Origin of the sequence: Rhodococcus sp. LB1 (assembly GCF_001583455.1) — a bacterium.
Classification (GTDB): Bacteria; Actinomycetota; Actinomycetes; order Mycobacteriales; family Mycobacteriaceae; genus Rhodococcus_F; species Rhodococcus_F opacus.
Window position 1 is genome coordinate 8,055 of sequence record NZ_LTCZ01000130.1, and the last position, 18,231, is coordinate 26,285.

The following is an 18,231-nucleotide window of genomic DNA, read 5'->3' on the forward strand; positions in this document are numbered from 1 at the left end:
GAAGTGCGGGTGCACTCGACGGTGCCGCGCCCCCGCAAGGTCATGGAGGACATCCACGACTGGATGCGAGGACTACAGACCGGCCGATAGCACCTGTGCGCCACCGCCTGCCGGGGACGTGGCATCACCCCAGGTGGAAGCATGCGTTCGGTCAGATTTGCGCATCGGTCGGTGGGGTGGAATCGGAGAATTTCTCAAGGCGGGCCGTCGCTGACGCTCGCAGGGGCATGTTCAGTTTCTCGTGCATGGCGACCAACGTCTCGACGGGCCACCGCCGGGCTGCTTCCCGACCGGCCGGGTGGTCGAGGTCGATGGGTTTGTAGGCGGCGATGCGGGAGGCGATCTTGTCGTCGAGCCGTTCGAACAACAACTCCAATCCTGTTTTGGCCTCCCAGCCTGCGGCGTCGGCAGCGAGTTCGTCGAAGAGGGCCTTGTTGAGGCCCTTCTCGTAGGTGTCGATGTATGCCTCGACACGCAGGCGGCCGTCGCTGATGACGCTCAGACACCAGTAGCCGAATGGCCCTTTGGAGAAGGAAATCCAGTCTCCACGCTGCGGGGTAGGAACCGATATGGCCTGCTGCCGTGTGTTCGCGGCGGTGAGGACCTCGGTGAACAGCGCTTGCCGGGCGGCGTTCTTCGGGGTGACCGGCCGGGTTTCGGCGGCGTTGCCGGCGGTCTTGACCGTTTTCTGCCAGTCGTTGGGCCGGGAGACCACACATCCACTCCGTTCGTTCCGGAGTGGATCTGCGCCACCAATCCCGGCCACACGTGGCAGGCGCCGCTGAGCAGGCGGTCGAATGGCGCCGAGTGCCCGGACTGCCGCGAGGCCGGTAAGTCGCGAGTGGAGTTGGCTCACCACGCCGCCGCCGAGGAGTTGTTCGGCAATGCGCGGTCCGGGTGGCCATGAAGGACGACGCCTTCACCACCCGGAAGTCGTGGAGCACCGACATTGGCGTCAGCGTCATCGGACACACGTTGGTGATCGAGTACGACGGCGCGTATTGGCGGGACACACGTTGGTGATCGAGTACGACGGCGCGTATTGGCATTGCGCGCGGCGAAGGTTCTCGTCGACGAACGCAAGAGCCGAGGCCTGCTCGCAGCTGGCTTCCTGGTGGTGCGGCTGCGCGAACACGACCTTCCCGCTCTGGGGATCGACCATCCCCGGTACCGGGAGGTGCGGGTGCACTCCACCGTTGCGCGACGACACACGGTCATGGAGGAGATCCACGATTGGGTCACGGACCTGATCGCGTAACTCGCCGAAACCGCGGGAGCCCTCATCTCCTCGATGTGGAGAGAGCGGATGTCCATTAGCGGCTGGAATTGTCGTCTTGGGGATCTAAGTCACAGTCTTCCCTGCGGCGAGGAGTGACACTTCCTGCTACCGGCCCGGACGTACGGGCTGAACAGCAGCGCTGCCCCCGGAGTAGCAAAAGGTTGGGTCTTTGAGGCCCGGTTGGAGGAAGTTGTGCAGACGCTCGATCTTGTGGACGCTATCAGCGGCGTCGAGTTCGGACATGGTGTCCACCTCGACGCCCGCTTGGCCGGAAACGATGGCGGAGTCGCCCTCGTGCTCCCCGGAGCCGAGCGCGTCCGGGAGAACGCCGCATTCGTCGAAACGTTGGCGAATGACTACTCCGTCGTCATGCCGAGTCACCCGGGTTTCGGCCTCTCGCCTCGACCCGACTGGTGCTCGTCCGTCGCCGATCTCGCCGACATTTATCTCGACTGGCTCGAGCGGTCCGAGCTGAAGGACGTCACGCTCGTGGGCCTTCAGTTCGGCGGGTGGGTCGCGTTGGAGATCGCAGTCCGGAAGCCGGCGAGGATCTCCCGGCTAATACTCGTCGACTCGTTGGGCGTCAAGCTTGGTGGGCCGATCGATCGAGACATCATCGACATCTTCGCAACTCCGCGAGCGGAGGTGGAGCGGCGCATCTACGTGGATCCGAACTTCGGGTTGGGCGACCTTGGGCTTGCCCCGGAGGACGACGTCCTCGAGATGGCGCGCAATGACGAGGCGATGGCCACGTATGGGTGGGAGCCCTACATGCACAACCCGCGGCTGACCCACTCGATCGGACGCATCGCCGTGCCTACAACGGTCATCTGGGGTGGCCAGGACGGAATCGTCACGCCTGAGTACGGGCGCGGCATCGCGGCACGTATCCCCGGCGCACGGTTCGAGCAGATCGACCAAGCCGGTCATCGTGCGCAGGTCGAGCGCCCGAGCGAAGTCGCCCAGTTGATCTCCTCACCCGCCGTCTGATCTCACCCGAAACAGCAAGGAGCGTTCCAGATGCAGTACTGGCACTTCAGCGAGTGTGCTTACCCGGATCTACCGGATCCGGAGACCTACGACTCGGTCCGAGTCAGCCTGCCAAACGGCGTGATGGACACGGACCGTGCGGCCAGTCTGTGGGACCGGTACATCCGCGAGTGGCAGGTCGCGGACGAGTACGGCCTGAACGTGATGGTGAACGAGCATCACTCCACTGCGACGTGCATGACGTCGGCCGCCCCGGTGCTAGCCGGAGTGCTTGCACGGGTCACCCAGAACGCGCGCATCCTGCTGCTCGGTAATCCGTTGGCGAACCGAGCGGACCCGGTGCGTGTCGCTGAGGAGATGGCCCTTGTCGATCTGCTCAGCCACGGACGTCTCGACGTCGGATTCGTGCGCGGTGTGCAGTACGAGGTCGCCGCGACGAACTCGAAACCGGTCCGCATGACCGAGCGTCTGTGGGAGGCGGTAGAGCTCATCGTTCGAGCCTGGTCGACCCACGACGGCCCGTTCAACTGGGAAGGAGAGTTCTTCCACCACCGCCAAGTCAACATCTGGCCGCGTCCGTACCAGCAACCCACACCTCCGGTTTGGGTCACAGCTGGCACGCCTGGGAGTGCAGCGCCGATCGCTGACCACGACTATCGGCTGGCGACGTTCCTGGCGGGGTTCGAGGGGACACGAAAGATCTTCCAGGCGTACCGCGACCGGTACGAAGAGATGGGCAAGCAGGCCCCCCGCGACGAGAAGTTCGGTTACGCCGCCCTCACCTACACCGGCAAGACCGATGCGGAAGGCATGGAGGGCGCTCGCAAGCTGCTCTGGTACCTCCAGAGCAACAAGGTGGCCAAGGAGTTCACGTTCCCCCCGGGTTACATGCCTTACCAAGTGCGCGCCGCGGCTCTCCGCGGTCCACAGGCGTCGACGTCCGGTGCCCCAGCCACGTCGCCACTGCCGGACCTCACGACGATGTCGGTCGAAGATCTCATCGAGCAGGGGATCCTCTTCGCGGGGAGCCCCAAGACTGTCGCCGCGCAGATCGAACGCTTCTACAACCACGTGGGCGGATTAGGACACCTGCTGCTCATGGGCCAGGCCGGCCACATGGATCACGAGGAGACGGTCAGCGGGATCAAGCGTTTCGCCGAAGACGTCGCACCTGCCCTCGACCGCGTCACGGACAGAGTCACACAGTGAGCACGACAGTGGGGCGGCTGACGGGGAAGTCAGCGCTGGTGACGGGAGCGGGTTCCGGCATCGGGGCGGCGACGGCGGAGCTGTTCGCCCGCGAGGGCGCGAAGGTCGTCGTCGCTGACATCGATCTGTCGAGCGCGAAAATGACCGCGGAACGTATCCGCGACGATGGTGGTCTCGCCGAGTCTTTCGCCGCGGATGTCTCAGACGAGACAGCGGTCGCCGGCCTCGTCGAGTTCGCCGCCGAAACCCACGGCGGTCTGGATGTCCTGCAGAACTATGCCTCCAACCGGAGTGTCGTCTCCCAGGACGTCGATGTCGCCGATGCCAGTCTGACGGTGTGGCTGAAGCAACTGACTGTCGATCTGTTGGGTTGCATGCTCACATCGAAGTATGCCGTGCCGCACATGCTTCGGGCCGGCGGAGGCTCCATCACGAACGCCTCATCGGTCGCCGCCTGGCTCGCGCTCGAGTCCCGCCCGGCTTACGCCACCTCGAAAGCCGGCGTGATCGGTCTGTCGAAGTCGTTGGCTACCGAGTATGGGAAGCAGGGAATCCGGTGCAACGTGATTGCCCCCGGGCATATCGTCACGCCGGCCACCGAAAAGCAGTTCTCGGCAGCCCAGACTCAGGTGATGCTGGACCACGTGTCCGCCCCCCGGCTAGGTAGGCCCGATGATGTAGCGCTGGCTGCTCTGTTCCTGGCATCGCCTGACTCGGCTTTCATAAACGGTCAGGTGCTCGTCGTCGACGGTGGGTTGTCTGCATACGCGCCAATGATCCCGTCGTTCCGCAGGCTTACCCAAGGTGGCTAACAGGGTGGCTGATGTGGGCAATAGGCGATCGTGTGAAGCAATACAGATCAGTATCGGACAGAGGGTGGAGTCGACATGCGCGTGATGGTGACAGGTGGACTAGGAGTGAACGGTGCCTGGGTGGTCCGAGAATTCCTCGGCCGCGGCCATCAGGTCGCCGTCTTCGAGAACCGTGACGACACCTCCCTCATCGAGGACGTGGCGGCGCAGGTCGAGGTCGTCGTGGGCGATATCAGCGATGCCCAGCAGCTGACGGACGCGGTGTCAGGCCTCCGTCCCGACTGCATCATCCACCTGGCCGCCTTTGTGAACTGCGAGCGGGATCCGCAGACGGCGATCTCGGTGAACATCGGCGGCACCGCCAACGTCTGTGCCGCGGCAGTGTCCGCGGGTGTGAAGCGTGTCGTGCACAGCAGTTCCAAAGCGGTGTATGCGCCTGCCACGGGCGAGCTCGGGTTTCCAACCTACAAGGCGATTGCCGAAGATGACCATCTAGGTCCGATCGGTATGTACGGCATCACGAAGGCGGCCGCTGAGGACGTCATGGACTGGTATGGACGGACGTCTGACGTCGAGTTCGTCAACTTACGCTTCGGCACCATCTTCGGGCCGGGGAGGCTGCAACGCCACAACGGCCCAATCAACACCTACAGCTCCATGGTCGAGCTGCCGGCTCAGGGCCGTCAGTTCACGCTCGAGCACGGTGGCAAGGAAGGCGATGACATCGTCTACGTACTCGACGTGGCTGATGCCATTGCGTGCGTCGCTCTAGCGCCGGAGCCCCTGCGTCACAAGGCCTACAACGTCGCCCACGGGAGCGTTTTGACGATGAATGACTACGCTGCGGCCATCCGCCGGGTCATCCCAGACGCGGCACTCGAGGTGGGGCCGGGACTGAACCCCATGAACTACGTGGACCCGTACTACATGGCCCTGGACGGCACACGGATGCTCAAGGAGTTCGGATGGCGTCCCCGGTTCGACGCTGACCGCGCGGTGCGGCATTACTACCAGCTCGTGAAGTCGCGTCTGGAGGTGGCGGAAGCTTGAGGGCTGCGCTCTACTGCCGCTCCGGACCTGCTACCGAGGTGCACCAGGTCATCGAGCTCGAACTGCCGAAACCTGGCCCGAATCAGGTCCGGGTCCGGATCGTCACCTCTGGCATCAACCCCACCGACTCGAAGACACGCGCCGGGCATGCCGGACGCAAGCCGAACAGATTCCAGGTCCAGCACCACGACGGCTCGGGTGTCGTGGATGCCGTGGGCAGCGATGTGGTCGGGGTCCCGGTCTGGCAACGGGTGTGGCTCCATGTGGCGGCATTCGGCAACCACTACGGGACTGCGGCCGAGTACGCGCTCTTCCCAGCCGCACGCGCAGCTCCGCTTCCTGACGTCTCGTCGGACGACCTCGCGACCTGCCTAGGTCTCCCCGCCCTCACCGCCGCTCACTCCCTCGGCGGGAAGCCGGAGGCTCTGAAGGGGCGGACCGACCTGGTCGCGGGCGGCGCGGGGGCAGTGGATCACTCGATCGATCTGGCCAAGCACACCGGCGCGCGGGTGGTGGCCACCGTCAGCTCGGATGAGGAGCACGCTCTGGCCGAGGCTGCGGGGTTCGACATGGTCGTCCGCTACACGGATGCCGATGCGTCCCAACAGATTCGCGGTCTCGCGGCTCGCGTTGATCGCACCGTTGAGGTCGCGATTGGTGCGAACCTGAATTTGGACCTGGCTGTTGTCGCCACACGCGGCGCCATCGCGTCCCATGCTGCGGCGGGGGAGCTGACCCCGCCCCGTCGGACAGTACCTGACCGAGAGCATCACCCTCACATTCGTGCCACGCGACGGGGTGTCCAAGAAGCAGTTGTCTGCCTCGGGCATGTGGACGTCCGAGGCCCTCAAGGCCGACGCCCCCAAGGCCGGCGCCCTCACGAGTCTGCTGATGATCCCCTATCCGCTGGAGCAAGTGGCAGACGCGCAGGACAGGCCGCAGGTGCCTGTGGGGAACGTCGTCGTAAGGGTGTCCAGGGACTGATGCTGCACGCAGAGAGAGGAACCGCCTAATGAACACGTGGATCACGGAGCTGACGCCGCTGTCGTTCCTGCAACGGTCTGCGACCGTCTACGCCGATAACGTGGCGGTCGTGCATGGTAAGACGAGCTGGACGTACGAGGAGCTCGCCGCGAAGGTTGAGCGACGGGCCCGCATGCTGCGTGCATCCGGGGTCCGCCCGGGTGACCGAGTCGCCTACCTTATGCCGAACGTGCCGGAGATGCTGGCCGCGCACTTCGCGGTGCCTTTGGCCGGCGCAGTGCTGGTCGCGATCAACACCCGACTCGCCCCCGACGAGGTTCGTTACATCCTCGACCACTCCGGCGCCACCGTGCTCGTCGTCGATTCCGAGTACGCAGACATAGTCACGCCGATTGCCGGGGCCTTGGAGACGGTGCGCACTATCGCTGTCGCGGTCGATGCTGTGGGGCCCAGCCGAGTTGCGGAGGTCCCGGGCGCGATCGCGTTCGACGCTTTCCTTGCCGGCGCGGATCGTGACCAGGACGCGCTCGTGTGGGCAGTCGACGACGAGCGCTCGCCGATCTCAATCAACTACACATCTGGCACGACCGGTCGTCCCAAGGGTGTGGTCTACACCCACCGCGGCGCCTACCTGAACTCGTTCGGAGAGATCTTCCACTCCGCTCACAACGCCGACAGCGTCTACCTCTGGACGTTGCCGATGTTCCACTGCAACGGCTGGTGCACCACTTGGGCACTGGTAGCAGCGGGTGGCACACAGGTCTGCCTGCGCGAGGTGCGCGGCGACAGGGTATGGGAGCTGATCGACCGACACCGCGTCACGCATCTCAACGGGGCGCCCACCGTCGTGACGACGATCCTGAACGCGCCCGAGGCACACACGCTGGATGAATCGTTGGTCGTCACCGTCGCAGGCGCGCCGCCGAGCCCGACCACACTGTCCGAGGCGGAGTCGATGGGCTTCACGATTGTTCACGTCTACGGGCTGACCGAGACCTATGGGCCCTATACCGCGTGCGTGTGGCAGGACGGATGGCGCGACCTGCGTGCCGACGAGAGGGCACGGATGCAGTCCCGTCAGGGAGTCGCGATGGTCCAGGCCGATCCGGTTCGCGTGGTGGAAGCCGAGCTGCTCGACGGACAGCTGGTGGACGTCCCCGCTGACGGCCTGACCATGGGAGAGATCGTCATGCGCGGCAACAACGTCATGCGGGAGTACTACCGGGATCCGGAGGCCACAGACGCTGCGCTTGCCGGTGGCTGGTTCCACTCCGGAGACCTGGGCGTGATGCACCCCGACGGATACGTCGAGCTGCTCGACCGGGCGAAGGACGTGATCGTCTCCGGGGGAGAGAACATCTCGACCGTGGAGGTCGAGCACGCCGTGGCGTCGCACCCCGACGTCCTCGAGGTCGCCGTGATCGGCGTCCCGGATGCTAAATGGGGAGAGCGGCCCAAGGCCTTCGTCGTCGCGCGACATGGCAGGAACCTCGACGCCGCCGATGTGCTGGAGCACGTGCGCTCACGCATCGCCCGCTACAAAGCGCCCCGCGCGGTCGAGGTCGTGCCCGAGCTGCCCAAGACCTCGACCGGCAAGGTTCAGAAGTTCGAGCTGCGTGAGAACGAGTGGTCGGACGAGACCAGCCGCATCCGTGGATGACCGTAGACCGGTCCTCGACGGCTGTGCTGACATAGGAGAGAAGCAGATGGGACAGCGCTTTGAAGGCAAGACCGCGATCATCACCGGCGCCAGTCGCGGAATCGGACTCGGTATCGCCGAACAACTGGTCGCGGAGGGCGCCCGGGTGGTGATCACCGGTCGCAAGCAAGAAGCACTCGACGAAGCCGTCGACCGCCTTGGTGGCCCACAGGCCGCGCTCGGAGTGGCGGGCAAGGCTGATGACGCCCAGCACCAGACGGACACGGTCCGTCGAGCGGTCGAGACGTTCGGCAGTCTCGACCTGCTGGTGAATAACGCCGGCATCAATCCTTGGTACGGCCCGATGATCGAGCTGGACCCCGGGGTCGCCCGCAAGGTCGTCGAGGTCAACTGTTTCGCAGCGCTGTCATGGGTGCAGCAGGCCCACCGTGCCTGGATGAAAGAGCATGGCGGGACAGTCGTCAATGTCTCATCCCACTCGGCGATCCAGCCTGCGCCGGGAGTCGGCATCTACGGAGCCAGCAAGGCCATGCTCGTCGCGATGACCAAGCTTCTGGCAGTCGAGCTCGGCCCGGACATCCGGGTCAACGCGATTGCGCCTGCAGTGGTCAAGACGAAGTTCGCCGCGGCGCTGTACGAGGGTCGCGAGGAGGAACTGTCCGCGGCGTACCCACTCAAGCGTCTGGGCGAGCCTGAGGACATCGGCAGCGCGGTCGCGTTCCTGCTGTCCGAGGACGCGTCCTGGATCACCGGTCAGCTGCTGGTTGTCGATGGCGGCGTAACCCTGGGTGGGGTGGCCGAATGACGGTCGCGGGCTTGGGTATCGTCGTCACCGGGGCTGCCGGGGGTATCGGCAAGGCGCTGGCGGCGCGGCTGGTGGCCGAGGGCGCACGCGTCGTGGTGAATGACCTGGACACCGCTGCAACGGAGGCGACGTCTGCAGAGATCGGCGCGTACGCCGTCCCGGGTGATGCCGCATCCGAGGCTGGTGTAACGGCACTGGTGTCGGCTGCACGTGATCATCTCGGCCGGGTCGACGCTTGGTTCGCGAACGCTGGTGTTGTCCGCGGTCACGGTCTCGATTCGAGCGAGTTCGAGTGGGCGGCGAGCTGGGAGATCAACACGATGGCGCATGTCCGTGCGGCCCGCCTGCTGGTGCCCGAGTGGCTGGAGCGCGGTGGCGGCCGGTTCGTGGTGACCGCCTCGGCCGCGGGGCTGCTGACCGCGCTCGGCACGGCGCCGTATTCGGTGACCAAGCATGGCGCGGTTGCGTTCGCCGAGTGGCTGTCCGCGACGTACCGTCACCGCGGGATCGTGGTACAGGCGATCTGTCCGCAAGGGGTCCAGACCGACATGCTGGCGCCGCCCGGACCAATGCGAGATCTCCTGGTCGGAGACGGCGCGGTGACTCCCGAGGAGGTCGCGGAGGTGACATGGCAGGCGCTCCAGGACGATCGTTTCCTGATCCTGCCGCAGCCCGAGGCTGGCGACTACTACCGTAAACGGGCCACCGACACCGACCGATGGCTCGGTGGGATGAACAAGCTGCAGCGCTACCTCGAGGACGCGGAAGCAGCGCGATGAACGCTCTCCCGCGGCAACTGACCTGAGCAGACCGAACATCCACGGTCGACGGGCCAGCACGGCGAGATGGCTCCTTTCGGAGCCACCTCGCCGTCGTCATTTCAGCTCAGTAGTGGACCGATCCACGGTTGCCGGCCGCTACGCTCACGGCGTCGCCGGTCACTGCGGCGGCCCGGTATGAGCAGAGAAAGACGATGACATCCGCGAGCTCGTCAGCGGTGACGAGGCGGCGCAGGCTCGTCACCGCGCCAAGATCGGCGCGAACCCGCTCCTCGGTGGCACCCGTGGCTGCCGCCCTGTCCGCGACGAGCTGAGGCGTGCGCTCGGTCTCCACCATGCCGGGGTGCACGACCGTGACACCCACGCCATGCGGCCCCAGCTCGTCGGCCAGGTTGGCGGTGAGCGCTGCGACGGCAACATTGCGGATCGTGCCCGAGATGGAGCCGGTCCGGCGGACATTGAGGCCCGAGATGTTGACGATCCTTCCCCGGCTCTGCTCGATCATGTGCGGGGCGACGGCGCGGGCGCACCGCAGGTAGCCCAGAACCTTGGTGTCGAAATCGGCGGCCACGTCGGCGTCGCGGAGGTCTGCAAGTGCGGCTGGCGCCGAGCTGAAGGAAGGCTGAGCGGCGCAGTTCACCAGCACGTCGACCCCGCCCCAGGCGGCGACGACATGGTCGACCATGGCTTGAACGGACGCGGCATCGGTGGTGTCGGCCGGGACCACGAGCACCTCGGCGCCGGGTTGCGCGGCACGCAGACTCTCCGCGGCGGAGCCAAGCTGTTTCTCGTCACGGGCGACAAGGACGACCTTCGCCCCCTCTGCCACGAGTCCCCGCGCGACGGTGAGTCCAATGCCGCGCGAGCCGCCCGTGACGATCGCGCGGGAGCCGTGCATATGCAGATCCATAGAAGTCCCTCTGTTGCTGACGGTGTTGTCAATGAATGTGTTGACGTGGCACTGCGTGACGTTCTAGCTGAATTGGGGTGTCGTCCTGATGGACGTCGCCGTCGAGGAGATGGCTGCGCCGTTCGCGCCGCGCAGGCACTTAAGGATGTTCTCGACTGCCGCCGACACATCTTCGGTGAGCTTGTCGACCAGGCCATGAGCTGCGGCCTCGTCGGCGGTCCAGCGTTCGGCTCCGTAGAGCAGCAGGCCGGCGGGACCCGAACCGACGATCTGGACCAGTCGCCGCACGAAGATCGGTTCGTAGACGAGACCGTTCCTCAGTGCCGGTATCCCGAACTGCGACGAGAACGACGAGATGCGGACGTCGCAGGCAAGCGCAAGGCTGCAGCCCGCTCCGAAGCATGGGCCATCGATCGCAGCCAGCTTCGGCAACTCGAGGTCCATCAGCGCCACGACGGTCGTCTCGGCAAGATCGCGATATCTCTTGCTGTGGCCCGGATCCGGGCTCCTCAGCTCGGTAAGGTCGCCGCCTGCCGAGAAACTGCCCCCGGCGCCTCGCAGCACCACCGCAGATATGTCGTTGGCTTGGTCTATCGACCGGATGTGGCCCGCCAGGCTCGTCCACATCTCCATCGACATGGCGTTTCGCTTCTCGGGACGGTTGATCGTCAGGTGCGCCACCCGGTCGACGACGTCGAGTGTCATTGCGTCCGTCATCCTCGGCGCGCCCCCGCGTGCACGGTGGACAGGGCGTGGTCGGGCCCCGCCACGACCTGATCACTCAGTAGTGCCCGGATCTCCTGGTCGTCGATGCCCACCTCGCTCAGGAGCGCGACGGTGTCCTGGCCGATGTCAGGCGCTCCGCGTTGGGCGCGCGGTGCTCCGTCGGCGATTAGTGGAGTGTTGACGATGCGGTGATGCCCGAACCGTTCGATGTCGCTGGGGAACATCTCGCGGACGGCGTACTGAGGATCGTCCAACATCTGTGAGATGTCATTGACGGGGCCACACGCGACGCCGGCCGCACGGAGCTCTTCGATCCAGAAGTCCCTGGGTTCTGTCTGGAACCGAGCCTGGAGAAGCTCGGCGAGCTGCTCGCGGTGAGAGAAGCGCGCATACTCGCCCTGGAAACGCACATCGTGCGACAGGTCGATCCCCAGGACGTCGCACAGGTCCTTCCAGGAACGCTCGGTCGCGCCGATTACCAGCACTCCTTCGTCGCTGCAGGTGAAAGCCTCGTACGGCGCCGTGAGCCGGTGCGCGGTACCCAGCGGCGCGGGCACTTCGGCTGTTCCGACAAAGTCAGCCACCTCCCACATCGACCACCCTGCGATCGTGTCTGCCAGGGACACGTCGATATGGGAGCCTCCAAGTCCGGCACGGGCCCGCATCAACGCGGCCAGCACACCGATCGCTCCCCACATCCCGGTGCCGAGGTCGCCGATGGGATAGCCAGCCTTCGCCAGCCGGCCATCGGTGCTCCCCGTCACGCTCAGTAGGCCTCCGTACGCTTGCGCGACCAGGTCGATGCCCTTCGCGTCCCGCATCGGCCCGAACTGTCCGAATCCGGAGATCGAGCAGTACACCAGGTCCGGGCACTCGCCTTTGAGATCGTCGTAGGCCAAGCCTTGCCGAGCCAGAGCGTCCACCCGAAAGTTTTCCACCAGAACGTCTGATCGAGCCGCAAGTGCCTTGACGACGTCCCGCCCCCGCTCGGTCTTGATGTCGACGGCGACACTTCGCTTGTTGCGGTGGATCAGGTCGAACGGAAGAGGTCGCTCTTCTGGACCGACCAAACGGCGCCGAAGCGAGTCACCGTCGACGGGCTCCACCTTGATGACCTCTGCTCCGAGGTCGGAGAGGATCGTCGTGCAGTAGGGGCCTGCCAAGGCTCCGGTGATGTCTAGGACTCGGATGCCACTGAGGAAGTGCGGCCCCGCCGCTGGCTCACCCGACACGCTCTGGTCAGACATGGGATGGATCTCCTTCAATGTCGTGTGACGGGGCATGCGGCGCCTTCTGCCCCGGATCTGATGTGCCTGCCGCGTAGCCGCCGGACATGACTCTCCAGAGCACCGAGATCTCCTCGGATCGCTCACGTCGACTGACTTCCGCCCCTCGCACCGCGGAGGACCCGTGGTACGTGCCGGGGAAGAGGTGCAGCTCGACGGGGACCCCAGCGGCCAGAAGCGACCGCGCGTAGTCGATTCCGTCGTCGCGCAGTGGATCGAGCTCCGCCACCGAGATGTAGGTCTGCGGAAGTCTCGTCAGGTCTTGCACTCGCGCGGGGGCTGCGTACGCCGGGACCGCGCTGGTACCTCTCTCGACCGGTCCGAGATAGGCCGACCAGCACGTCTCCGCATCGCGTCGGTTCAGGGCGGGCGTGTCCGTGAATCGCCGCGCGCTGTCGCTCACGAGACGATCGTCCAACACCGGCGACGCGAGAAACTGGAAGCAGATCGGCGGGCCGTTCCGGTCGCGGGCAAGGAGCGCAGTCGCCGCGACCAGGGCTCCACCGGCGCTGACCCCATGGAGGGCGATTAGCGATGGGTCGATCCCCAGTTCGTCGGCCCTCTCGTGCAGCCAGACCAGGCTGCTGTAGACATCCTCGACCGGAGTGGGGAAGGGCCACTCCGGTGCCAGCCGGTAGTCGACGGAGACGACGACGGAACCGACCTCACGTGCGATCTCCACGTTCCGGAGGTGACTCATCTCGAGATCGCCCAGGATGAATCCGCCGCCGTGCACGTGGTAGATGGCGCCCCTGTTCGCACGGTGGCGTGGCCGGTATACGCGCAGTCCGATCAAGTGACCGTCCACGGCCGCGCAAGTGTGGTCCTCGATGGTCACGCCGTCGTCGGTCGAGTCATACCGACCGGAGGCGACTATGCGGCTCGCGAAGATCCGGCGAGCTTCCACGACGTCTGTGCGATCGATCCGAGGCAGGGCGGATGCAGCTTGGGCTAGCTCCGGGTCCAGGTGGTGGTGGCTCATTCGTTCCTCACTTGGGGGGACCTGCGTCACGAGTGCGGCGGCCGTTGGCCATGTCGTCGTTGCGCATGCCTGGGTTCGACGATGCGAACGACCGGAGCAGCCTGGGGTCCTCGATCCAGATCTGGCGCCGGGAGCGACGAATCGACCCGGTGTCCTCCAGCTTCTTGAGCGTCCGGGAGACGACCTCGCGTACTGACCCGATCGCGTCGGCGAGCTCCGACTGATCCGACTGGACCAGGAGTCCGTTCACCGTGGGTGTCGCCATCTCGAGCAGGTGGCGGCTGACCCGCTGCTGCACCGACCCGAAGAGGTTGTCCTCGAGGTGCATGACGGTTTCGTACGTGGACTCCGCCAAGTGCACGGCGACCTGGTAGCAGAGGTCTGCTCTGGTCCGCATGAGGTGCCGGAAGGTTTTTGGGTTCAACAGCGAGACCTCGCACGATGTAACGGCAGCCAACGAGGACGGTGCACCGTTCGTGAGCATCGCCGGTAGGGCGGTGATTTGACCGGCCGTCAGGTACCGCGTGGTCGCCTGTCGTCCGTCCCACGACGTGATCTGCGCGCGGATTTGTCCGCTGTGGATGAGGGCGACGCGGTAGTCCCCCTCGTTGGCGTTGCAGATGAGCGTGCCTGCCGGATACGACACGACTCGGCTGTCCGCGAGGAGTGCGTCCCGGACTTCCGGGTCCTGCCCGGACAGAAAGCTCTTCGACCATGCTTCCAATGCGGCCGCCGGTGGGCCGGACTTGGGACCGTTCATTTCAGTGCCGTTGCCTTCTCCGAGCCGGCTGTCGATCGTGGCGAGTTCTCTGCGGGGTCCGCAGGAGCGTCCTGGTCGAGGCCGAACTGCGACGTGAGCCTCGACCTCGGATCCCGCACGGGCCAGGTGTCTGACTCGACGGTGTGAATGAATCGGCGGATGATGCCATTGAACTGCCGAGGGTCCTCGAGATTCGGGACATGCCCGCTGTTGGGGAGTATGTGCATCCCGCACGAGGGCACCGTTCGCTTGAGCATGATTCCGGTAGATAGGCACGCCTCATCCTCGTCACCGTTGACCACGAGGAGAGGGACCGAGAAGCTCCGGAAGTCATCGATCATGTCGTGGAGCGACGGTCGGCATGCCTGGATCTGGAGGATCGTGAGCGCTCGCCCCTCCGCGGACTGCTCGGAGAACTGTTCGATCATCTCGTGCCACGCCTGCTCGTCGCGATGCTTGAGCTGCACCCTGCTGGGTCCTTCGCCCATTGCGCGCCCGACGGGGGCTGATCCGTGGAAACGAAGCTGCTTTGCCACGATCCTGGCCTCCTCCAGGTAGGCAGGACGACCCGCCGGGTCGGAGCCGGATCCGGCACTGACTGCCATGACCGACCGCACCCGATCGGGATGGCGCAGTCCCAACTGGAGGGCGGTGTACCCGCCCATGGATAGTCCGACGATATGGACGGTTTGAAGCTCCAGGGCGTCGAGCACGTTCAGTGCGTCCTCGACCGCTCGCTGCCAGGAGTACGCCGACGGACGCGTCGGCACATCGGATGGGGTGTAGCCGCGGGCGGCGTAGGTGACGCACCGGAAGTCTTCCCTAAGCTCGGCGACCTGCCGAGACCAGCTGCGGTGGTCGCCGGCGTACTCGTGGAGGAAGAGCACAGGCTCCCCGTCCCCGGTGTCGGTCACGTGAAGACGAATACCGTCAGATGTCTCGACGGGTGGGTGCGTCGTCATGTCTCCTCTTTCTCGGTCCGCGTCCTTATGCACTGGCACTGGCCCTGGCTGCGGCGTGGGTCACATACTTTCTGCACTTTGTGGTCGAGTCTGTGACTCAAGTCGGTCGATGTCTACAGGCCAGGCGGGTTTTCGATGTCCGGCGAGACAGTCTCGCGGGACGCGAAGGCGCGAGATGCGGCCTCCTGTGTGGCCCGGGTTCTGCTGCGGGCCGGTCGGTCGCCGTGTGCGTCACGAAGAGCGGGTTTCCTCTGGGGTGGATGATGGTGATGCTGGATTTGTGCTGGCCAGCAGCCCGTGGATTCGGCTGGCTGAGCCGGGTGGCGATGGTCGCGCCGTCTGCAGAGGGTTGAGGGCCTCGCGCTCGCAGGCGGGGGGCGGGGAACGGGAATGAGCGGGGTCACCGGTTCCAGCGCATCCGTGCAGACAACCGTCGCTTCTCCCGTAAAGCTTGGTGACCCTGGTTCCGTCTACTTCCTGCGCGAACGAGGGGTGGGGGACTTCGGCTCACACACCGCCGTCGTCAACCACGGTGCACGCGTGGACGCCGGCGCCCAGCTGGCCGTCTCCCGGTCCAAAGGCTCACTCAGGGAAGGGGGCGGGCCGGTGGCGGAGACCTCCTTCCCCGAGCGCGCCGAGAATGAGGTGCACGGCACGCGATCCCTTCCAAAGGGTTTGGCGCTACCTATATAGGCTGGCTGTTGCCCATGGGCCGAGGGTGAACCCACCACTGTCCCGCCGGACTTCCACGGCACCCGCACCACCGAAGTGCGCAGGGATGAGTAGCTCCTTTTCATCAGCTGCCCGCCCGAGAATCCGACGGCGACTGGCCACCGCCTGTTCCGGAGCCAGGCAGGCGCTGCTGTTGCAGCAGGGGTGGAGGATCTGTACCGGGCTGTGCAGCAGATCTCCGGCGAAGACCGCCCGCTCGCTCCCCGAAGCGAGGCGCAGCACGGACGAACCGGGAGTGTGGCCGGGCGCGGACTCCAGTGTGAGGTGGTCGTCGATGCGGTGGAGCCCGTCCCACAGCACGGCCTGTCCGGCCTGGTGGATGGGCGCGATGCTGTCTTCGTAGGTCAGGCGGTCGACCACATGCAGGCCGCTCCCGTACGCGTTGTCCGGACCATAATGGAAGTCGTCGGCGGCCGGAATGAGGTATTGGGCGTTGGGAAACGTCGGAACCCACTGCCCTTCTGCGTCAACTGTGTTCCAGCCGACATGATCGACGTGGAGGTGGGTGTTGACGACGACGTCGACATCCTGTGGGCGAACATCGGCCCTAGCCAGGAGGCCGAGGAAATCGCCCTGACAATGGTCGAACGGCGGCATGCCTGGTCGCTCGCGGCCGTTGCCCGCTCCGGTGTCGATCAGGACGGTTCGTCCACCGCTGCGCAGCACCCAGGTCTGTAGCGCAAGCACCGCGGTATCGCTGTCCGGATCCCAGTGGTCCGGTGCCAGCCAGGCCTCGTTGCTCTTCCATACGCCGGCAGAAGCTTCCGGGAACATGCCGGAGGTAGGCGCAAACGGCTTGTGCCATTCAACGATCCGGATAACCTCGACATCCCCCAGCACCATGCGCTGCACACTCTCGTTCTCGTTTGTCATAGATTCGACCGTACGAAGGTCGAGCGATCCTCTCAATGCGCATCTAGCTCAATAAAATATGAATCCATCTCACATTTTAGGCAGGAGATATCTTGGGTGGATGGATGTGGTCAGTGATGCAATCTCTGCTGTGCACCTCGGGCACCCCTGGTCTCACCGGGTGCGGATAAGTGGGACCTGGTGCGCGCGACTGGACCCGTACGACGGCGCGGGCTTCTACGTCGTCCTGAAGGGCAACTGCTGGCTACTGACCGACGGCGGCGCCCCGGTACCTCTCGGCGTGGGTGACGCGGTGCTGCTGCCTCATGGCACAGGTCACGTGATCGCCGATTCCTCAGTCGATGCGGCGGTCGCGGAGGAGAAGGCGGTGCCGTTCGAGCAATGGCTTGTGGGGACACGGCCGCGAGCCCGGCCTGATCGCGACGAGACCGAGATACTCTGTGGCAAGTACTGGCTCGATTGCAGTCGCATGCACCCGCTCATGGCAGAGCTGCCAGAGGTCGTCCACCTTCCCAATCGAGTAGGCAGCCACCTCGAACTCCGTGCTGCGATCGACCTGCTCGCCGGTGAGCTGGACGAGAGGCGGCCCGGCTCCTGCGTCGCGCTCCCGAACCTGCTCGACCTTCTCCTCGTCTACATGATCCGCTCCTGGATGACCGAGACCACCTGCGGAGCCTGGCCCGGCGCACTGGGCGACCCGGTGACGGGCGCCGCCCTGCGGGCGATGCATTCAAACCCCGCCGCCCCGTGGAGCAACGACCGCCTGGCTGCAGAGGCGAACGTCTCCCGTCCCACCCTGGCGCGCCGGTTCACCACGCGGGTCGGCCGCCCTCCGATGGCGTACCTCACTTGGTGGCGCGTGATCCTTGCCGCCAGCCTGCTCCGCGACACCCCAGACACCCTGGCTACCATCGCCGGCCGAGTCGGCTACGGCAGCCCGTACGCACTCTCACACGCCTTCGAGAGGGAGTTCGGCATTACACCAGGGCGGTATCGAGCGAAGGCCGCGGGTCGATCCGCTCTCACCGCAAACCCTCAACTGTCGTCGAAATAGACTGACATTGGAAACCCGGTCGTGCAGTTGATGAAGTTTGCGGTATCCCGTGGCAATGACCATGTGAGCTGCCCAACATTTGTCGACCGTCTCGGTCAGTGTCTATGACCCAGCTGGTGCCGGTGATCGCCGCTGCGGATCGTTGCGAGCATCGCCAGTCAGGCATGGACGTCGACGCGGACGTCACCGATCTGGATGGGCAGTGGGAACTGCTCGGCTGGCGGCAGGCCGGAGTCGAAGCGGCTGTCGAGGACGGAATGGGATGCTCAGAAATGGCATCCCCAAGTGCGACTCCCGGTTGTCGCGGTTCGAAGACGGAGGGCTGCTGACGACGCACTGCTTAAGTGGTGCCGGTGAGATGTACTGAGCTGCAGCGCC

20 protein-coding genes and 1 pseudogene are annotated in these 18,231 nt (G+C 65.4%); 13 read left to right on the forward strand and 8 right to left on the reverse strand.

Features of this window, described 5'->3' with window-relative positions; translation table 11 throughout:
- Nucleotides 1–151 precede the first annotated feature (151 nt).
- Complete coding sequence (locus AZG88_RS50095; RefSeq protein ID WP_231914089.1) at nucleotides 152–715, reverse strand: DUF4268 domain-containing protein; 564 nt, start codon at nucleotides 713–715, stop codon at nucleotides 152–154.
- Here AZG88_RS50095 and AZG88_RS55605 point away from each other — a divergent pair.
- The 11 genes and pseudogenes from AZG88_RS55605 (at nucleotide 620) to AZG88_RS19305 (ending at nucleotide 9,568) form a co-directional block, all read left to right on the forward strand.
- Entirely contained in the window at nucleotides 620–907 is a 288-nt protein-coding gene (locus tag AZG88_RS55605) for a zinc-ribbon domain-containing protein (protein WP_442971726.1), read from the forward strand. The two genes, AZG88_RS50095 and AZG88_RS55605, sit on opposite strands and share 96 nt — an antisense overlap.
- A gap of 135 nt (nucleotides 908–1,042) precedes the next feature.
- Nucleotides 1,043–1,258: a hypothetical protein gene (locus AZG88_RS19260; RefSeq protein WP_156517539.1), complete on the forward strand. Its 216-nt coding sequence runs from the start codon at nucleotides 1,043–1,045 to the stop codon at nucleotides 1,256–1,258.
- 231 nt (nucleotides 1,259–1,489) lie between these two features.
- Complete coding sequence (locus AZG88_RS19265; protein WP_005245294.1) at nucleotides 1,490–2,269, forward strand: alpha/beta fold hydrolase; 780 nt, start codon at nucleotides 1,490–1,492, stop codon at nucleotides 2,267–2,269.
- Between the two features lie 30 nt (nucleotides 2,270–2,299).
- A complete protein-coding gene (locus AZG88_RS19270; RefSeq protein ID WP_061698587.1) occupies nucleotides 2,300–3,478 on the forward strand; it encodes an LLM class flavin-dependent oxidoreductase in 1,179 nt (392 codons plus the stop codon).
- Nucleotides 3,475–4,290 carry an SDR family NAD(P)-dependent oxidoreductase gene (locus tag AZG88_RS19275; protein WP_231914090.1) on the forward strand — a complete coding sequence of 272 codons (816 nt, stop codon included), beginning with the start codon at nucleotides 3,475–3,477 and terminating at the stop codon, nucleotides 4,288–4,290. Before AZG88_RS19270 ends, AZG88_RS19275 begins: the two co-directional genes overlap by 4 nt.
- A 75-nt stretch (nucleotides 4,291–4,365) precedes the next feature.
- Nucleotides 4,366–5,340, forward strand: coding sequence for an NAD-dependent epimerase/dehydratase family protein (locus AZG88_RS19280; protein ID WP_063886835.1), 975 nt, complete (start codon nucleotides 4,366–4,368; stop codon nucleotides 5,338–5,340).
- Between the two features lie 38 nt (nucleotides 5,341–5,378).
- Nucleotides 5,379–6,011, forward strand: a pseudogene (locus AZG88_RS55610) (alcohol dehydrogenase catalytic domain-containing protein); the annotation flags it as partial.
- Nucleotides 6,012–6,123: 112 nt separating this feature from the next.
- A complete protein-coding gene (locus AZG88_RS53820) occupies nucleotides 6,124–6,324 on the forward strand; it encodes a hypothetical protein (RefSeq protein WP_226955865.1) in 201 nt (66 codons plus the stop codon).
- Between the two features lie 28 nt (nucleotides 6,325–6,352).
- A complete protein-coding gene (locus AZG88_RS19295; RefSeq protein ID WP_061698590.1) occupies nucleotides 6,353–7,984 on the forward strand; it encodes a long-chain-fatty-acid--CoA ligase in 1,632 nt (543 codons plus the stop codon).
- A 46-nt stretch (nucleotides 7,985–8,030) separates the two neighbouring features.
- On the forward strand, nucleotides 8,031–8,789 hold the full coding sequence (locus tag AZG88_RS19300; RefSeq protein ID WP_005245284.1) for an SDR family oxidoreductase: 759 nt from the start codon (nucleotides 8,031–8,033) through the stop codon (nucleotides 8,787–8,789).
- Nucleotides 8,786–9,568: an SDR family oxidoreductase gene (locus AZG88_RS19305; RefSeq protein WP_025433844.1), complete on the forward strand. Its 783-nt coding sequence runs from the start codon at nucleotides 8,786–8,788 to the stop codon at nucleotides 9,566–9,568. The genes AZG88_RS19300 and AZG88_RS19305 overlap by 4 nt, the downstream gene beginning before the upstream one ends.
- Nucleotides 9,569–9,674: 106 nt before the next feature.
- Here AZG88_RS19305 and AZG88_RS19310 read toward each other — a convergent pair whose 3' ends face one another.
- The 7 genes from AZG88_RS19310 to AZG88_RS19340 form a co-directional block, all read right to left on the reverse strand.
- Nucleotides 9,675–10,478, reverse strand: coding sequence for an SDR family NAD(P)-dependent oxidoreductase (locus tag AZG88_RS19310; protein ID WP_061698591.1), 804 nt, complete (start codon nucleotides 10,476–10,478; stop codon nucleotides 9,675–9,677).
- Nucleotides 10,479–10,541: 63 nt separating this feature from the next.
- Nucleotides 10,542–11,183 carry an enoyl-CoA hydratase/isomerase family protein gene (locus AZG88_RS19315; protein ID WP_143767495.1) on the reverse strand — a complete coding sequence of 214 codons (642 nt, stop codon included), beginning with the start codon at nucleotides 11,181–11,183 and terminating at the stop codon, nucleotides 10,542–10,544.
- Nucleotides 11,184–11,191: 8 nt separating this feature from the next.
- Nucleotides 11,192–12,451 carry a CaiB/BaiF CoA transferase family protein gene (locus tag AZG88_RS19320; RefSeq protein ID WP_063886836.1) on the reverse strand — a complete coding sequence of 420 codons (1,260 nt, stop codon included), beginning with the start codon at nucleotides 12,449–12,451 and terminating at the stop codon, nucleotides 11,192–11,194.
- Nucleotides 12,444–13,328, reverse strand: coding sequence for an alpha/beta hydrolase (locus tag AZG88_RS19325; protein WP_226955853.1), 885 nt, complete (start codon nucleotides 13,326–13,328; stop codon nucleotides 12,444–12,446). Before AZG88_RS19325 ends, AZG88_RS19320 begins: the two co-directional genes overlap by 8 nt.
- A gap of 151 nt (nucleotides 13,329–13,479) precedes the next feature.
- On the reverse strand, nucleotides 13,480–14,232 hold the full coding sequence (locus tag AZG88_RS19330) for a Crp/Fnr family transcriptional regulator (RefSeq protein WP_005245278.1): 753 nt from the start codon (nucleotides 14,230–14,232) through the stop codon (nucleotides 13,480–13,482).
- The gene (locus AZG88_RS19335) at nucleotides 14,229–15,146 is read right to left on the reverse strand and encodes an alpha/beta fold hydrolase (protein ID WP_005245277.1); all 918 of its coding nucleotides are present in this window, start codon (nucleotides 15,144–15,146) and stop codon (nucleotides 14,229–14,231) included. The genes AZG88_RS19330 and AZG88_RS19335 overlap by 4 nt, the downstream gene beginning before the upstream one ends.
- A gap of 729 nt (nucleotides 15,147–15,875) precedes the next feature.
- Nucleotides 15,876–16,769 carry an MBL fold metallo-hydrolase gene (locus tag AZG88_RS19340; RefSeq protein WP_231914091.1) on the reverse strand — a complete coding sequence of 298 codons (894 nt, stop codon included), beginning with the start codon at nucleotides 16,767–16,769 and terminating at the stop codon, nucleotides 15,876–15,878.
- 130 nt (nucleotides 16,770–16,899) lie between these two features.
- On the opposite strand from AZG88_RS19340, the gene AZG88_RS19345 reads away from it, so the two are divergent.
- Together AZG88_RS19345 and AZG88_RS19350 are read left to right on the forward strand one after the other, a co-directional pair.
- Complete coding sequence (locus tag AZG88_RS19345; protein WP_061698592.1) at nucleotides 16,900–17,853, forward strand: AraC family transcriptional regulator; 954 nt, start codon at nucleotides 16,900–16,902, stop codon at nucleotides 17,851–17,853.
- Between the two features lie 98 nt (nucleotides 17,854–17,951).
- The gene (locus AZG88_RS19350) at nucleotides 17,952–18,182 is read left to right on the forward strand and encodes a hypothetical protein (protein ID WP_143767494.1); all 231 of its coding nucleotides are present in this window, start codon (nucleotides 17,952–17,954) and stop codon (nucleotides 18,180–18,182) included.
- The last annotated feature ends 49 nt before the right edge of the window (nucleotides 18,183–18,231 follow it).

What these genes read in the sequence shown, in the direction of transcription:
- AZG88_RS19270 (WP_061698587.1), top strand. Translation starts at nt 2,300, where the DNA reads ATGCAGTACTGGCACTTCAGCGAGTGTGCTTACCCGGATCTACCGGAT.
- AZG88_RS19280 (WP_063886835.1), top strand. Translation starts at nt 4,366, where the DNA reads ATGCGCGTGATGGTGACAGGTGGACTAGGAGTGAACGGTGCCTGGGTG.
- AZG88_RS19295 (WP_061698590.1), top strand. Translation starts at nt 6,353, where the DNA reads ATGAACACGTGGATCACGGAGCTGACGCCGCTGTCGTTCCTGCAACGG.
- AZG88_RS19300 (WP_005245284.1), top strand. Translation starts at nt 8,031, where the DNA reads ATGGGACAGCGCTTTGAAGGCAAGACCGCGATCATCACCGGCGCCAGT.
- AZG88_RS19305 (WP_025433844.1), top strand. Translation starts at nt 8,786, where the DNA reads ATGACGGTCGCGGGCTTGGGTATCGTCGTCACCGGGGCTGCCGGGGGT.
- AZG88_RS19310 (WP_061698591.1), bottom strand. Translation starts at nt 10,478, where the DNA reads ATGGATCTGCATATGCACGGCTCCCGCGCGATCGTCACGGGCGGCTCG.
- AZG88_RS19315 (WP_143767495.1), bottom strand. Translation starts at nt 11,183, where the DNA reads ATGACACTCGACGTCGTCGACCGGGTGGCGCACCTGACGATCAACCGT.
- AZG88_RS19320 (WP_063886836.1), bottom strand. Translation starts at nt 12,451, where the DNA reads ATGTCTGACCAGAGCGTGTCGGGTGAGCCAGCGGCGGGGCCGCACTTC.
- AZG88_RS19330 (WP_005245278.1), bottom strand. Translation starts at nt 14,232, where the DNA reads ATGAACGGTCCCAAGTCCGGCCCACCGGCGGCCGCATTGGAAGCATGG.
- AZG88_RS19340 (WP_231914091.1), bottom strand. Translation starts at nt 16,769, where the DNA reads ATGGTGCTGGGGGATGTCGAGGTTATCCGGATCGTTGAATGGCACAAG.
- AZG88_RS19345 (WP_061698592.1), top strand. Translation starts at nt 16,900, where the DNA reads ATGGATGTGGTCAGTGATGCAATCTCTGCTGTGCACCTCGGGCACCCC.